Source organism: Nonomuraea sp. NPDC048916 (assembly GCF_040649575.1).
Taxonomy (GTDB): Bacteria; Actinomycetota; Actinomycetes; order Streptosporangiales; family Streptosporangiaceae; genus Nonomuraea.
In genome coordinates, this window is record NZ_JBEZFS010000002.1 from 122,996 (window position 1) to 136,503 (window position 13,508).

Consider the following 13,508-nt stretch of genomic DNA (forward strand, 5'->3'; position numbering starts at 1 on the left):
CAAAGCGGCCATGACCACGGCGCCTTCGACCACGGCGCCTTTGAGCACGGGGGCGCGGGTCGTCGTGGTCGGCGCGGGCCCGGTCGGGCAGACCGCGGCGCTGCTGCTGGCCCGCTGGGGCGTGCCCGTGCTCGTCCTCGACCGGCGGAGCGGGCGCGAGCCGGTGGGGTCGAGGTCCATCTGCCAGCAACGCGACGTGCTGGACGTCTGGTCGGCGCTCGGCGCGGGCCGGATCGCCGAGGAGGGCCTGACCTGGACGACCGCCCGCACCTACCACCGTGACCGGGAGCTGTCCTCCTGGCGGTTCGAGGCCGGCGGCCCGCTGCCGCCGTTCGTGAACATCTCGCAGTCGCGCACCGAGGAGATCCTCGACGACGCCATCGCCGCCCAGCCGCTCATCGAGGTCCGCTGGGAGCACGAGGTGACCGGCCTGGAGCAGGACGACGACGGCGTCACCGTCCGTTGCGGCGAGCGGTCGCTGCGCGCCTCCTATGTGCTGGCCTGCGCCGGAGCGCGGGAGCGGCGGCTGCGGGAGGCGCTCGGCGTCGGCTTCGACGGGAGCACGTTCGACGACCGGTTCCTCATCTGCGACATCCGCGCCGACCTGCCCGGCTGGGAGCACGAGCGGCGCTTCTACTTCGATCCGGCCTGGAACCCCGGCAGGCAGGTGCTCATCCACCCCTGCCCCGGCTCGACGTTCCGCATCGACTGGCAGCTCCCGCCCGACGGCGTCCCCGCGGCGGACGACGTCGCGCGCCGGATCAGGCAGGTCGTCGGCGACCGCGACTACGAGCTGATCTGGCGGACGACCTACCGTTTCCACTCCCGCGTCGTCTCGCGCATGCGCGTCGGCCGGGTGCTGCTCGCCGGGGACTTCGCCCACCTGATGGCGCCGTTCGGCGCCCGGGGCCTCAACTCCGGCGTGCCCGACGCGGAGAACGCGGCCTGGAAACTGGCCTTCGTGCTGCGCGGCTGGGCCCCCGAGGAGCTCCTGGAGACCTACCACGCCGAACGTCACGCGGCCGCGCTGGAGAACCTGGAGGTCACCATGGCCACCATGCGCTTCCTCGCCCCGTCGACCGAGGCCGATCGGGAGCGCAGGCGGGCCGTGCTGGAGCGGGGTGACGTGGCCGAGGTCGACTCGGGCCGGTTCGCGGAGCCGTACTGGTATGTCGACTCCCCGCTCACCACGCCGGAGCCGGGCCGGCCGTTCACCGGCCGGCCGCCGAAGGGCACGAGCCCGCCGCCCGCGCCCGGCGTGATCGTCCCCGACGTGCCCCTGCCCGGCGGACGGCTGCGTGAGCACTGCCGGGACGGCTTCCTGCTACTTGTGGGCGATATGAGCGATTCGCGTTTGTTTGCCCAGGTCTTGGGCAAGGTCACTAAGGCGCCGCTCGCCGTTCGCGAGTTCGCGACGATGGATGGCACCGGTGGCCTCGCCGACGAACTCGGCGCCAGGCCGGACGAAGTGTGGCTGATCAGGCCCGACGCTCATATCGCCGCGATCATTCCCCAAGCGGGGCCGGAGTCGGTGGCGGCTGCCGTGAGCCGCGCGTCGCGGTTCACGCTGGACGGAGTCGTAGGAGGACTTGAGTGAGTGGCCGTAGCTCGTTTCTGATCGTTGCCAACCGCTTGCCGGTGGATCGGACGGTCGAGCCGGACGGAACGGCCTCATGGCGCAGGAGCCCGGGTGGGCTCGTCACCGCCATCGCACCGGTCATGCAGCGCCGCCACGGCGCCTGGCTCGGCTGGCACGGCGCCGCCGACGAGAAGCTGGAGCCGTTCGAGCAGGACGGCATGAGCCTCATCTCGGTGCCGCTGTCCGCCGAGGAGGTGGAGCTCTACTACGAGGGGTTCTCCAACGCCACGCTCTGGCCGCTCTATCACGACGTGGTCGCGCCGCCCGTGTTCGAGCGGGACATGTGGGACGCCTACCGCCTCGTCAACCAGCGCTTCGCCAACGCCGCGGCCGAGGTGGCCGAGCACGGGGCCGTCGTCTGGGTGCAGGACTACCAGCTGCAACTGGTGCCCGCCATGCTCCGCAAGCTCCGGCCCGACCTGCGCATCGGGTTCTTCCTGCACATCCCGTTCCCGCCGGTCGAGCTGTTCTGGCGGCTGCCGTGGCGCAAGGAGCTGGTCGAGGGGCTGCTCGGGGCCGACCTGGTCGGGTTCCAGCTGTCCGGCGGCGCCTCCAACTTCCGCCGGCTCTGCCGCAGGCTGCTCGGCCTGCCGTACAAGGGGAACGAGATCTTCCTCGACGACCGGATCGTCACCACGCAGGCCTTCCCGATCTCCGTCGACTTCGGCGAGCTCGACACCCTGGTGCGCGAACCGCAGGTCATCACGCGGGCCAAGGAGATCAGGTCGGAGCTGGGCGACCCCGCCCACCTGCTGCTCGGCGTCGACCGGCTCGACTACACCAAGGGCATCGGGCAGCGGCTGGAGGCCTTCGGCGAGCTGCTCAAGGACGGCAGCCTCGCGCCCAACGAGGCGGTGTTCGTGCAGATCGCCACGCCCAGCCGGGAACGGGTGGACGAGTATCGCCGGCTGCGTGACGACATCGAGCTGCAGGTCGGCCGGATCAACGGCGAGCACGCGATGCTCGGGCTGCAGCCGATCCAGTATTTCCACCAGTCATACGGCCGCAGGGAGCTGGCCGCGCTCTACCTGGCCGCCGACGTGATGGTCGTGACGCCGCTGCGGGACGGGATGAACCTGGTCGCCAAGGAGTACGTCTCCTGCCGCCACGCCCTCGACGGGGCGCTCGTGCTCAGTGAGTTCGCCGGGGCGGCCGACGAGCTCCGGCAGTCGTATCTGGTCAACCCGTATGACATAGAGGACGTCAAGCGCCAGATCCTGGCGGCGATGCGGGCCACGCCGCACGAGCTGACCCGGCGCATGCGCACGATGCGCCGCCGGATCACCACCTACGACGTGGACCGATGGGCGAACGAGTTTCTCAATGCCCTGGAGTCACCTGTTTCACAGACTTCCACGCCTCATACCGCTTCTTGGCGGTCCGGTTGACCACGATCTGCGCCACGGACATGCCCACACCCATCACGACCGCGTAACCGATCGCCTCACCCATGCTGACCTCGGGTGAGTCCGCGTCGATGGGCGGCTCCTTCCCGGTCGCCTTCACCCAGGCGAACCCGAGGAGCTTGCGGGCCGCCCACGCGGTCGCCAGACCGACCAGTCCGCCGATGACCCGCCAGGCCAGATCCGGCTTATCCTCTGCCATTCGGCGTCTCCTTCCCCTAGATAACGAACCCTAGTCTCTAACGCTGCCCTCGCCCGCGAAGCCGTACCATAAGGAGGCATGACTCAACAGCGACCACGCCATGCGCCTATGCCGGAGAAACCCACTCTCGACGGCTTGGAGCAGGTATGGGTAGGCCGCTGGGAGAGCGAGGGCACCTACCGGTTCGACCGGTCCCGGACACGTGAGCAGATCTACTCGATCGACACCCCGCCCCCCACCGTCTCCGGCTCTCTCCACGTGGGTCACGTCTTCTCCTTCACCCACACCGACATCATGGCCCGCTACCAGCGCATGCTGGGCAAGTCGGTGTTCTACCCGATCGGCTGGGACGACAACGGCCTGCCCACCGAGCGGCGCGTGCAGAGCGTCTACGGCGTGCGCTGCGATCCGTCGCTGCCCTATGACCCCGGGTTCGTGCCACCGGAGAAGCCCGGCAAACGTGAGATCTCCATTTCACGGCGCAACTTCGTGGAGCTCTGCCACAAGCTGACGGCCATCGACGAGCGGGCGTTCGAGGACATGTGGCGCCGGGTCGGCCTGTCGGTCGACTGGTCCCTGCTCTACACCACGATCAGCGACGACTCCCGCCGGGTGTCGCAGCGCGCGTTCCTGCGCAACCTCAGGCGCGGAGAGGCCTACCTGGCCGAGGCGCCGACGCTGTGGGACGTCACCTACCGCACGGCCGTCGCCCAGGCCGAGCTGGAGGACCGCGAGTGGCCCGGGGCGTTCCACCGGATCTCGTTCTACGGCCAGGACGGTCCGGTCTGGATCGAGACCACCCGGCCCGAGCTGATCCCGGCCTGCGTGGCCCTGGTCGCCCACCCCGACGACGAGCGCTACCGGCCGCTGTTCGGCACGTCGGTGCTCACGCCGCTGTTCGGCGTCGAGGTGCCGGTCCTGCCCCACCACCTGGCCGAGCCGGACAAGGGCTCCGGCATCGCCATGATCTGTACGTTCGGCGACATCACCGACGTGACGTGGTGGCGCGAGCTCGACCTGGAGACGCGACCGGTCATCGGCTGGGACGGCCGGCTGCTGCCCGAGCCGCCGGCGGGCGTCGACGAGGAGCCGTACAAAGAGCTGGCGGGCAAGACCGTCCACAGCGCCCGCGAGCGGATCGTGGAGCTGCTGCGCGAGTCCGGCGACCTCGACGGCGAGCCGCGGCCGGTCCAGCGCACGGTGAAGTTCTACGAACGCGGCGACAAGCCGCTGGAGATCGTCACCACCCGGCAGTGGTACATCCGCAACGGCGGGCGCGACGCGGCGCTGCGCGAGCGGCTGCTGGAGCGGGGCGCCGAGCTGAGGTGGCACCCGCCGCACATGCGGGTGAGATACGACAACTGGGTGCAGGGGCTGGCCGGTGACTGGCTGATCTCCCGGCAGCGGTTCTTCGGCGTGCCGTTCCCGGTGTGGTATCCGCTCGACGAGTCCGGCCGGCCGGTCTACGACGAGCCGATCACGCCGCCCGAGGAGCTGCTGCCGATCGACCCGTCCTCCGACACGCCGCCCGGCTACTCAGCGGACCGGCGGGGCGTGCCCGGCGGGTTCACGGCCGATCCCGACGTGATGGACACCTGGGCCACCTCGTCGCTCACGCCGCAGATCGCGGGCCGCTGGGAGACCGACGACGACCTGTTCCGGCGGGTCTTCCCGGCCGACCTGCGCCCGCAGTCCCACGAGATCATCCGCACCTGGCTGTTCGCCACCGTGGTCAGATCGCACCTGGAGTTCGGCGGCGCCCCGTGGAGCGACGTCGCGATCTCGGGCTGGATCCTCGACCCCGACCGCAAGAAGATGTCCAAGTCCAAGGGCAACGTGGTCACCCCGATGGACCTGTTGGAGCGGCACGGCTCCGACGCGGTCCGCTACTGGGCGGCGGGCGGCCGCTACGGCGTCGACACCGCCTTCGACGCCGGTCAGCTCAAGGTCGGGCGGCGGCTCGCGATCAAGATCCTCAACGCCTCCAGGTTCGTGCTCGGCCTGGGCGAGGGCGGCGGCGACGTCACCGAGCCGATCGACCTGTCGATGCTGGCCGCCCTCGCCGACGTGGTCCGCGAGGCGACCGAGGCGTTCGACGGCTACGAGCACACCCGGGCGCTGGAGGCCGTCGAGCGGTTCTTCTGGTCGTTCTGCGACGACTACCTGGAGCTGGTGAAGGCGCGGGCCTACGAGTCCGGCGCGGCGGCGGCCTCGGCCCACACGGCGCTGCGCCGGGCTCTCGACGTGCAGCTGCGGCTGTTCGCCCCCTTCCTGCCGTTCGTCACGGAGGAGGTCTGGTCGTGGTGGCGCGAGGGCAGCGTGCACCTCGCCCCCTGGCCCGTGGCCGAGCGCGGCACCGGCGACCCCGCCGTGCTGGCGGTCGCCTCCGAGGTGCTCCGGCAGGTCCGCAAGGCCAAGTCCGAGGCGAGGCTGTCGATGCGCGCCGAGGTCTCCCGCCTGACCGTCACCGGCCCCGAGATCGAGCTCGTACGTCTCGCCCAGGACGACCTGTGCGGCGCCGGCAACGTCGAGGAGTTCGTCCTCCTCGACGGCCCCGAGCAGGCCGTCGAGGTCTCACTGGTCGAAGGTCAGTAGTCGCACACCCCCGTCGGGAAGATCGCCTCCAGGCGGCTCCGCTCGGCGGGGGAGGGGCGCCAGCCGCCGTAGAGCCCGCGTGCGATGGCGCGGGCCACCGGCTGCAACCGGCACTTGTACACCCCGCCCTCGATCGGCCCGCCCGCGACGACGCGCGAGGTCGAGTAGAGCGGGAACCTCTCCGTGCAGGCCCCGGCGGCGCGCCGGTTCAGGATGCCGTCCCAGACGCGCGGGCCGGCGGCGATCTGGGTGCCGTCCGTCGCGAAGCAGCGGTCCACCGCCGCCGCGGGCCTGTTGCCCGCCACCCCGCGCCGCGGGTGCTCCCGGAGGTTCGCCATCCACGCGTCCATCACCTGGAGCGCCTCGGGCGTCTGGTCGAACCGCGGGCCGTCGGGGCGGGCGTCGGTGAACCAGATGACCTGGTTGCCGGCGTCGCCGTCGTGGTCCAGCATCCGCTTCCGCGAGGCGAACGACTGGTGCGAGTTGTGCATGTCGAGCTCGTCTTCCAGGTAGTGGCGCCAGTCGATGACCGGGATGTCGATGTCGCCCCGGAAGACCAGCCCGCTGCGCTCGACGTTCCTGATCGCCACCGGATCGCCGGATCGCCGCGGCGCCGGGTCGCCCAGGCGCATGTTGCGCGAGCTCCACGGGTCGAACTCGGCCGGGCAGAGCGAGGGCGTGAACGGGCAGCCCTCCTGGACCATGTCCCGGGCCTCCTTCCACGAGCCCGCCCTGGCGTTGACGTCGAGGAACTCCTCGGCCGTGATGGTGCCGTCGACCAGCGCCTTCAGCCCGTACTGGACGCCGACGTTGTCCCAGGTGGAGCGGGCGTAGCCGTCGGGGCCGACGCCGTAGACCGTGCGCAGGTCGTCCCAGTGCGTCCACTGGACCGTGTCCTTGACGCCCGGCGGGTCCATCTGCTGCCACTCGGGCGAGTTGTTGGAGGTCCAGAGGGGGTTCATGGTCAGCGGGGTCAGCCCGCGCCAGCCCTCGACGCACTCGTCGGAGCCGGCCCTGCCGGTGTAGGGGTTGGCCACGGTGTCGCTGGCGTTCATCCCGATGAGCGCGGTCCGCGAGTCCCAGTTCGCCCAGCGCGGGTTGTGGTCCATGTAACGTTCGAGCAGCTCGCAGTCGCCCACGTGGATGGTCTGGGTGACCATGTCCGGATACGAATACTGCGGGATGGCCGCGTCGATCACCCGGTCGGCGTAGTTCTGGCCGTAGACGTACTGCTGGATGGCGCCGCCGGAGGCGCCCACCCCCACCGTGTAGAGCGGCCGGCCGTGCCGCTCGATGAACCTCTCCTTCACCATCAGCGCCGTCTCGCCGCCCAGGATCAGGTTGTAGTGCGTCGAGGTGCGGGTGCCCGACGAGTGCAGGATCGCGTAGCCCTTGCCCAGCCCGTACGGGTCGAGCGCGCCGCCGCCCAGCGTGCCCTGGTCGTGGCCGATCGCCACGCCGCCGTCGAAGCGGTAGATCGCCCGGCCGTTCCAGCCGCCCTCGATCATCGCGATCGAGTAGAGGAACCGGTTGATCACGCCGCGCTCGCGCGTCACCACGAAGTCCACCGTGCGCCCGTCGAGCAGCGTGGTGGTCGTCATGTCGGCCGGCCGCTCGGCGGGCATCGGCTTGAAGGCGCCGTCGGCCGCCCGGTAGATCCGGTCGCTCACGGTCGGCGCGAAGCAGTCCCTGCTCCAGCCGCCCGGCACCCGCATGCCCTGCCCGTCCTGGTTGTCCACCACCGGCGGGCCGAGCCCGCTGCGTTCGGTCTTGCACACGAACGGGTACTGGTGCGGCCCGGAGAAGATCGGTCCCGAGATCGGGTGGTCGCGCACCTTCAACGTCTCCCGGAACGGCGGGGCCACGGCCGTGATCGTGTTGTCGCCGGGCCTCAGCCCGGTCACCAGGCCCGTGAGCGAGCGCCCTCCGGGCTCGGCCCGGAACGCCGCGGTGACGTCCTCGCCGTTGCGCAGCACCCGCACCGGACCGCCGCGCTCCAGCCGTACCCCGATCAGGGCGTCGCCGCCGCTCACCTGGTCGGCGCGGCCGGACAGCACCTCCAGCGCGAGGCCGCCGCCCGAGGCGCGCGCGGGGCCCGCGACGGCCGGAGGGGCCGCGACGGCCGGAGGGGCCGCGACGGCGGTGAGGACCAGGGTCAGGAGCACGCTGAGAAGCACTGCCACAGCCTTCATGACCATGACGGTGACACGCCTCGGTGACCTTGCCCAGACCCGATCTTTTAACCACGCGCATCGCGGCCCGCGACGTGCCAGTCTGGAGGACGTGCTGACCGACCGACCCACCAAGCTCGTGCCACCCGTGCTGGCCAGGATGGCCGCGTGGGCTGCGTGTCTGATCCTCGTCGGCGTGGTCGTCTACTTCTTCGTCCTGGGCATCGGGCGGCTCAGCTTCGTCGCGCTGCCCGTGGCCATCGCCCTGTTGCTGACCGCGCTGCTGTTCCCGCTGACCAACAGCCTGCGCCAGGCCGGGATGCGGCCCATCTACGCCACCTGGATCACCATGCTGGTCGCGCTCGCGGTGCTGATCGGCACCGGGTGGCTGGTCGGCGCGCGGGCCACCGAGGAGTTCCCCAACCTGGTCCAGCAGGTCCAGTCGACCGCCCGCGACGTCCAGAACTGGCTGATCACCGGCCCGCTGCACCTCCAGCAGGCGCAGATCACCGGCTACGTCGACGAAGTCGCGAACATGGTCAACACCCAGCGCACGGCCATCACCGGCACCGTGCTGAGCGCGGGAGCCGTCGCCTTCGAGGTGCTCGCGTCCATCGTGCTGCTGCTGTTCGTCACGTTCTTCCTGCTCAAGGACGGCGAGCGGATCTGGTCGTGGTTCCTGCGCGGGTTCGGCGCGATGTCGCCGCGGGTCGACCGGGCCGGCCGGGCCGCGTGGACCACGCTCTCCCACTACGTGCAGGGCACCGTGGCCGTGGCCGCCGTGCACGGCGTCATCATGGGCATCGTGCTGGCGGGCATGGGAGTGCCGCTCTGGGCGCCGCTGGCCGTGCTGATCTTCTTCGCCAGCTTCATCCCGATCGTCGGCATCTTCTTCGCCGGCACGATCGCCACCCTCGTCACGCTCGGCGCCAACGGGCCCGTCTACGCGCTGATCTTCGTCGGCATCCTGGTCGTCGAGCAGCAGCTCGAAAACCATGTGCTCCAGCCGCTGATCGTGGGCCGGGCGCTCAACTTCCACCCGCTGGCCATCATCCTCGTGCTGGCCGTCGGAGGCATCCTCGGCGGCATCGCCGGAGCGGCCGTGGCCGTCCCGGTCGCGGCGGTGATCTACCGGGCGCTGCCCGAGCTGCGGCACGCCCCGCCCGAGCTGCCCTCGGCGGCGGCCGCCGAGCCGGAGCAGGCACCCGACCGTCCCCCCGACCGGCCGTCCGAGCGTCCCCCCGCCCGGCCCGTCCTACCAGGTCGCGACGCACGTCCGGCCGACACCGAGTAACCTCGTCATCCGTGACTCGTTCTCCCGTGACCACTCCGCCTCCGGGCGCCGAACCCCCGAAGGCGCACCCCGACGCACCGCCCCCGGGCAGTGCGCTCGGCGTCCACTACAGCCGCTGCTTCGGCTGTGGCACCGACCACCCCACCGGCCTGCACATCTCGGCCTCCACGCCCGACGGCGTCACCGTCGAGGCGGAGTTCACGGTGGGGGAGGCGCACCAGGGCGCGCCGATGCTCGCGCACGGCGGGGTGCTGGCCACGGCGATGGACGAGATCATCGGCATGTCGGTGTGGCTGTTCCACAAGCCCTACGTCACCGGCCGCCTCGAGACCGACTTCGTTCGCCCCGTTCCCGTCGGCACGACACTCCACCTGCGTGCCTGGTGCAACGGGATCTCGGGCCGGAAGGCGTACCTTGAGGCTGAGGGGCGCATCGGCGCCCCTGACGGCCCGGTCGCCGTCCGGGCGGCGGCGCTCTTCATCGAGGTGGAGATGGAGCACTTCGCCCGCCACGGCGACGCCGCGGCCATCGCCGCCGAGCACCACGACTACGAGGTGAACCCTTGACCGGCAGCCCGCACGGGCACGCGCCCTCCGAGGGCACGATGGAGGTCCTCCTCCACCGGCTCGATCCCGAGCTGCCCGTGCCCTCCTACGCCCATCCGGGCGACGCGGGGGCCGACCTCTACACGGCCGAGGACGTCGAGCTGTCGCCGGGCGAGCGGGCCGTGGTGCGGACGGGGATCGCGATCGCGTTGCCCGAGGGCTACGCCGCCTTCGTGCACCCGCGCTCGGGTCTGGCGGCCCGCCACGGTGTCACCATGGTCAACGCGCCCGGCACCGTCGACGCGGGCTACCGGGGCGAGATCAGGGTGACGCTGATCAACACCGATGCCAAGGAGCCGTTCCGCCTGCGCCGCGGCGACCGCGTGGCGCAGCTCGTGCTGCAGCGCGTGGAGCGGGCCGCCTTCCGCGAGGTGGGAGGCCTGCCCGGCTCGGCGCGCGGCGCCGGCGGTTTCGGTTCAACAGGACGTTAATCCAGGGAGTGTGAGACCAGTGTTCCGACGTCGCCGTCGTGAGCAGCCGGACCAAGTCGTGGCGGAGACCTCCGCCCCCATGCGCGCCTCCGGCCCGTGGGACGCCGACGAGCCCCACCCCGACCATGACCGCATCGATCTCGGCGGCCTGAGGCTGCCGCACAACCCCGACTTCGACATCAGGCTGGCTTCGGTGGGAGATCAGCACATCGGCGTGGTCGTGCTCCACGACGACAGCTCGCTCCAGCTGCAGGCGCTGGCCGCGCCCAGGTCCATGAGCCTGTGGGACGAGGTCAAGACCAAGATCCTGCAGCACACCCCGTCGCTGGAGGAGCGCCAGGGCCCGTTCGGCGTCGAGCTGAGCGGCCAGGTCACCACCGAGGGCACCACCCGTCCGGCTCGCTATCTCGGCGTCGACGGCCCGCGCTGGTTCCTGCTCGCCGTGGTCAACGGCACCGCCGCCACCGACGAGGAGGCCGCAGCGCCGTTCGTCGCCTTCATCAGGGACATCGTGGTCGTCCGCGGCGCCGAGCCGATGGCCCGCGAGGAGCCGATCACCCTGCGCAGGCCCAGCGAGCAGACGGCCGAGCCCGACGAAGGGCCGGCCCCCAACCCGTTCAAACGCGGCCCCGAGATCAGCGAGATTCGCTGACCGCCCCATCACGTAGGCTGGGTCACCATGAGTACGGCACCGCCCCCCAAACGTGGGGGCCTGCGCGGGTTCTTCAGCCGCCTGGCCTCGCCTCAGTCCGAGATCGAGGCTCAGGAGCTGCGCGAAGACGCCGAGCAGACCGGCGCGACCCCGATCGCCGCGTGTGGCGGACGCCGCCGGTTCTGCGTGGCCGGTACGCTACGTACCGTCACACTGCGTCCACGGGGCGGTGCGCCCGCCCTGGAGGCCGAGCTCTACGATGGGTCGGACGTGATCGACCTGGTCTGGCTCGGCCGTCGCAAGATCGCGGGGATCGAGCCCGGCCGCATCGTCAAGGCCGAGGGCCTGGTCAGCATGCAGGACGGGCGCAAGGTGATGTTCAATCCGCGATACGAGCTGCGCCCAGGGAGTTGATCAGGTGAGTGCTGAGGCGGGAGAGGTCGCCCACGACACCGTGGAGGCCGCGGTGCGAGCCCAGCTCGCCAGGGCGTTCGGCGGCATGCGCGGCATCGTCGAGGCCGCGGTGCCCACGATCGCGTTCACGCTGTCCTGGATCACCACCGAAGAGCTGAAGCTGTCGCTCATCATCAGCATCGCGCTGTCGGTGCTCCTGCTCGTGGTCCGGCTGGTGCAGCGGTCGACGCCGCAGTTCGTGATCAACAGCCTGATCGGCATCGCCATCGGCGCGTTCTTCGCCAGCCGCACCGGCGAGGCCAAAGACTACTTCCTGCCCGGCATCCTGTGGAACGGCGCCTACTCGATCGGCATGCTCATCTCGATCGTGGCCCGCTGGCCGGTCGTCGGGTTCCTGATCGGCTCGGTCACCGGCGATCCGACCGGCTGGCACAAGGACGCGGGCATCGTCCGGCTCTGCACCAAGCTGACCTGGCTGCTCATGCTCCCGTGCGTGGTCAGGGTGGCCGTGCAGCTGCCCGTCTACCTGTTCGGCGGCGGTGACCAGGCCGTGGCCGCGCTGGGCCTGGCCAAGATCGCGATGGGCTGGCCGCTGCAGATCGCGGCGCTGGCCGCCATGGTCTGGCTGCTCGGCAGGGGCCGTACCCCGATCAAACCGCCCGTCGCCTCCACCTGACCTCACCGTCCGCACCTCACCGTCCGGGCGGAGAGGTGCGCGCTGAGAGGTCCGCGCTACGGGAGGTCCGCGCTACGAGAGGTCAGTGCTGGGAGGTCAGTGCTGGGACAGCAGGTGCGCGAGCTCCTGCTCGACCTCCTGGTTGGCGACGAACAGCAACTCGTCGCCCGCCTCCAGTGGGTCGTCGTCGCTGGGCACCAGCACGCGGCCCTCGCGCAGGATGGCCACCAGCGCCGAGTCGACCGGCCACGGCACCGAGCCGGCCCGCTGGCCCACCACGGGCGCGTCGTCGGCCAGCGTGAGCTCCACGAGGTTGGCCTGGCCCTGGCGGAACGTCATCAGCCGCACCAGGTCGCCGACGCTCACCGCCTCCTCGACCAGCGCGCTCAGCAGGCGCGGGGTCGAGACCGCGACGTCGACGCCCCACGACTCGTTGAACAACCACTCGTTGTTGGGGTGGTTGATGCGGGCCACCACGCGCGGCACGCCGTACTCGGTCTTGGCCAGCAGCGACACGACCAGGTTGACCTTGTCGTCGCCGGTGGAGGCGACGACGACGTGGCAGTCGTTGAACCCCGCCTCGTCCAGCGAGGCGATCTCACAGGCGTCGGCCAGCAGCCACTCGGCCCGCGGCACGGTGTCGATCTTGATGGCCTTGGGATCGATGTCGACGAGCAGGACCTCGTGGCCGTTCTCCAGGAGCTCGGAGGCGATGGACCGGCCGACGGCCCCGGCGCCGGCGATGGCGATGCGCATCAGTGCTCCTCCTCGGGTGCGGCGGCGAGCACCTTGTTGATCCGGTCCATGTCGCTCTCGGCGGCGATGACGTGCAGGATGTCGTCCTCCTGCACCACGGTGTCGTGGGTGATGACCAGCGCCTCGCCCATCCGGTTGATGAAGGCGGCCCGGCACCGGCCCTGCTGCTCCAGCACGTGCACCTGAGTGCCGATCCAGGAGGGATGCACGGTGACCTCGGCCAGGACCACGGTGCCGGTCGGGTCGCGCCAGAGCGGCTCGGCGCCCTCGGGCAGGATGCGGCGCAGGATCTGGTCGGCGGTCCAGCGCACGGTCGCCACCGTGGGGATGCCGAGCCGCTGGTAGACCTCGGCGCGGCGAGGGTCGTAGATGCGGGCGACCACGTTGTCGACGCCGAACGTCTCGCGCGCCACCCGGGCGGAGATGATGTTGGAGTTGTCGCCGCTGGAGACCGCGACATAGGCGGTCGCGGACTCGATGCCCGCCTCGGTGAGCACGTCGCGATCGAAGCCGATCCCGGTGACCCGGCGACCGCGAAACCCGGCACGCAGGCGGCGGAACGCCTGCGGATCCCGATCGATGATCGCGATGGAATGGCCGTTGTCCTCGAGGATGTGCGCCAGAGTCGAGCCGACCCGGCCACATCCCATGATCACTATATGCATTCTCC

At 70.9% G+C, this 13,508-nt stretch carries 13 protein-coding genes; 9 read left to right on the forward strand and 4 right to left on the reverse strand.

Annotated elements, in window-relative coordinates; all coding sequences use genetic code 11:
• The first annotated feature begins 10 nt into the window (after positions 1-10).
• Together AB0C16_RS02215 and AB0C16_RS02220 are read left to right on the forward strand one after the other, a co-directional pair.
• The gene (locus AB0C16_RS02215; protein ID WP_357678220.1) at positions 11-1,597 is read left to right on the forward strand and encodes an FAD-dependent monooxygenase; all 1,587 of its coding nucleotides are present in this window, start codon (positions 11-13) and stop codon (positions 1,595-1,597) included.
• Positions 1,594-3,027 (forward strand): trehalose-6-phosphate synthase, encoded by a 1,434-nt coding sequence (locus AB0C16_RS02220; RefSeq protein ID WP_357677959.1) that lies wholly within the window; start codon positions 1,594-1,596, stop codon positions 3,025-3,027. Before AB0C16_RS02215 ends, AB0C16_RS02220 begins: the two co-directional genes overlap by 4 nt.
• Here the strand turns inward: AB0C16_RS02220 and AB0C16_RS02225 are convergent.
• Positions 2,960-3,244 (reverse strand): DUF4235 domain-containing protein, encoded by a 285-nt coding sequence (locus AB0C16_RS02225; protein ID WP_357677961.1) that lies wholly within the window; start codon positions 3,242-3,244, stop codon positions 2,960-2,962. The two genes, AB0C16_RS02220 and AB0C16_RS02225, sit on opposite strands and share 68 nt — an antisense overlap.
• Positions 3,245-3,352: 108 nt before the next feature.
• On the opposite strand from AB0C16_RS02225, the gene valS reads away from it, so the two are divergent.
• Complete coding sequence (valS, locus tag AB0C16_RS02230) at positions 3,353-5,839, forward strand: valine--tRNA ligase (protein WP_357677963.1); 2,487 nt, start codon at positions 3,353-3,355, stop codon at positions 5,837-5,839.
• On the opposite strand, the gene AB0C16_RS02235 is transcribed toward valS, so the two are convergent.
• Positions 5,833-8,031 (reverse strand): DUF6351 family protein, encoded by a 2,199-nt coding sequence (locus tag AB0C16_RS02235; protein WP_357677965.1) that lies wholly within the window; start codon positions 8,029-8,031, stop codon positions 5,833-5,835. The two genes, valS and AB0C16_RS02235, sit on opposite strands and share 7 nt — an antisense overlap.
• A 91-nt stretch (positions 8,032-8,122) precedes the next feature.
• On the opposite strand from AB0C16_RS02235, the gene AB0C16_RS02240 reads away from it, so the two are divergent.
• Genes AB0C16_RS02240 through AB0C16_RS02265 form a run of 6 tightly spaced genes read left to right on the forward strand, consistent with a single transcriptional unit; the run spans position 8,123 to position 12,082 of the window.
• Positions 8,123-9,304, forward strand: coding sequence for an AI-2E family transporter (locus tag AB0C16_RS02240; RefSeq protein ID WP_357677967.1), 1,182 nt, complete (start codon positions 8,123-8,125; stop codon positions 9,302-9,304).
• 11 nt (positions 9,305-9,315) lie between these two features.
• Positions 9,316-9,870 carry a PaaI family thioesterase gene (locus AB0C16_RS02245; RefSeq protein WP_357677969.1) on the forward strand — a complete coding sequence of 185 codons (555 nt, stop codon included), beginning with the start codon at positions 9,316-9,318 and terminating at the stop codon, positions 9,868-9,870.
• Positions 9,871-9,908: 38 nt separating this feature from the next.
• Positions 9,909-10,340 (forward strand): dUTP diphosphatase, encoded by a 432-nt coding sequence (dut, locus tag AB0C16_RS02250; RefSeq protein WP_357678222.1) that lies wholly within the window; start codon positions 9,909-9,911, stop codon positions 10,338-10,340.
• Positions 10,341-10,398: 58 nt separating this feature from the next.
• On the forward strand, positions 10,399-10,992 hold the full coding sequence (locus AB0C16_RS02255) for a DUF3710 domain-containing protein (protein ID WP_357677971.1): 594 nt from the start codon (positions 10,399-10,401) through the stop codon (positions 10,990-10,992).
• Between the two features lie 27 nt (positions 10,993-11,019).
• A complete protein-coding gene (locus AB0C16_RS02260; RefSeq protein ID WP_357677973.1) occupies positions 11,020-11,406 on the forward strand; it encodes an OB-fold nucleic acid binding domain-containing protein in 387 nt (128 codons plus the stop codon).
• A 4-nt stretch (positions 11,407-11,410) separates the two neighbouring features.
• Positions 11,411-12,082, forward strand: coding sequence for a DUF3159 domain-containing protein (locus AB0C16_RS02265; protein WP_357677975.1), 672 nt, complete (start codon positions 11,411-11,413; stop codon positions 12,080-12,082).
• Positions 12,083-12,178: 96 nt separating this feature from the next.
• On the opposite strand, the gene AB0C16_RS02270 is transcribed toward AB0C16_RS02265, so the two are convergent.
• Both AB0C16_RS02270 and AB0C16_RS02275 read right to left on the reverse strand, forming a co-directional pair.
• Entirely contained in the window at positions 12,179-12,838 is a 660-nt protein-coding gene (locus AB0C16_RS02270; protein WP_357677977.1) for a TrkA family potassium uptake protein, read from the reverse strand.
• Complete coding sequence (locus AB0C16_RS02275) at positions 12,838-13,503, reverse strand: TrkA family potassium uptake protein (RefSeq protein ID WP_357677979.1); 666 nt, start codon at positions 13,501-13,503, stop codon at positions 12,838-12,840. The genes AB0C16_RS02270 and AB0C16_RS02275 overlap by 1 nt, the downstream gene beginning before the upstream one ends.
• Positions 13,504-13,508 lie beyond the last annotated feature (5 nt).

Excerpts from the sequence above, each read along its gene's own strand:
- AB0C16_RS02235 (WP_357677965.1), bottom strand. The coding sequence starts at position 8,031 with ATGAAGGCTGTGGCAGTGCTTCTCAGCGTGCTCCTGACCCTGGTCCTC.
- AB0C16_RS02215 (WP_357678220.1), top strand. The coding sequence starts at position 11 with ATGACCACGGCGCCTTCGACCACGGCGCCTTTGAGCACGGGGGCGCGG.
- AB0C16_RS02260 (WP_357677973.1), top strand. The coding sequence starts at position 11,020 with ATGAGTACGGCACCGCCCCCCAAACGTGGGGGCCTGCGCGGGTTCTTC.
- AB0C16_RS02225 (WP_357677961.1), bottom strand. The coding sequence starts at position 3,244 with ATGGCAGAGGATAAGCCGGATCTGGCCTGGCGGGTCATCGGCGGACTG.
- AB0C16_RS02270 (WP_357677977.1), bottom strand. The coding sequence starts at position 12,838 with ATGCGCATCGCCATCGCCGGCGCCGGGGCCGTCGGCCGGTCCATCGCC.
- dut (WP_357678222.1), top strand. The coding sequence starts at position 9,909 with ATGGAGGTCCTCCTCCACCGGCTCGATCCCGAGCTGCCCGTGCCCTCC.
- AB0C16_RS02275 (WP_357677979.1), bottom strand. The coding sequence starts at position 13,503 with ATGCATATAGTGATCATGGGATGTGGCCGGGTCGGCTCGACTCTGGCG.
- valS (WP_357677963.1), top strand. The coding sequence starts at position 3,353 with ATGCCGGAGAAACCCACTCTCGACGGCTTGGAGCAGGTATGGGTAGGC.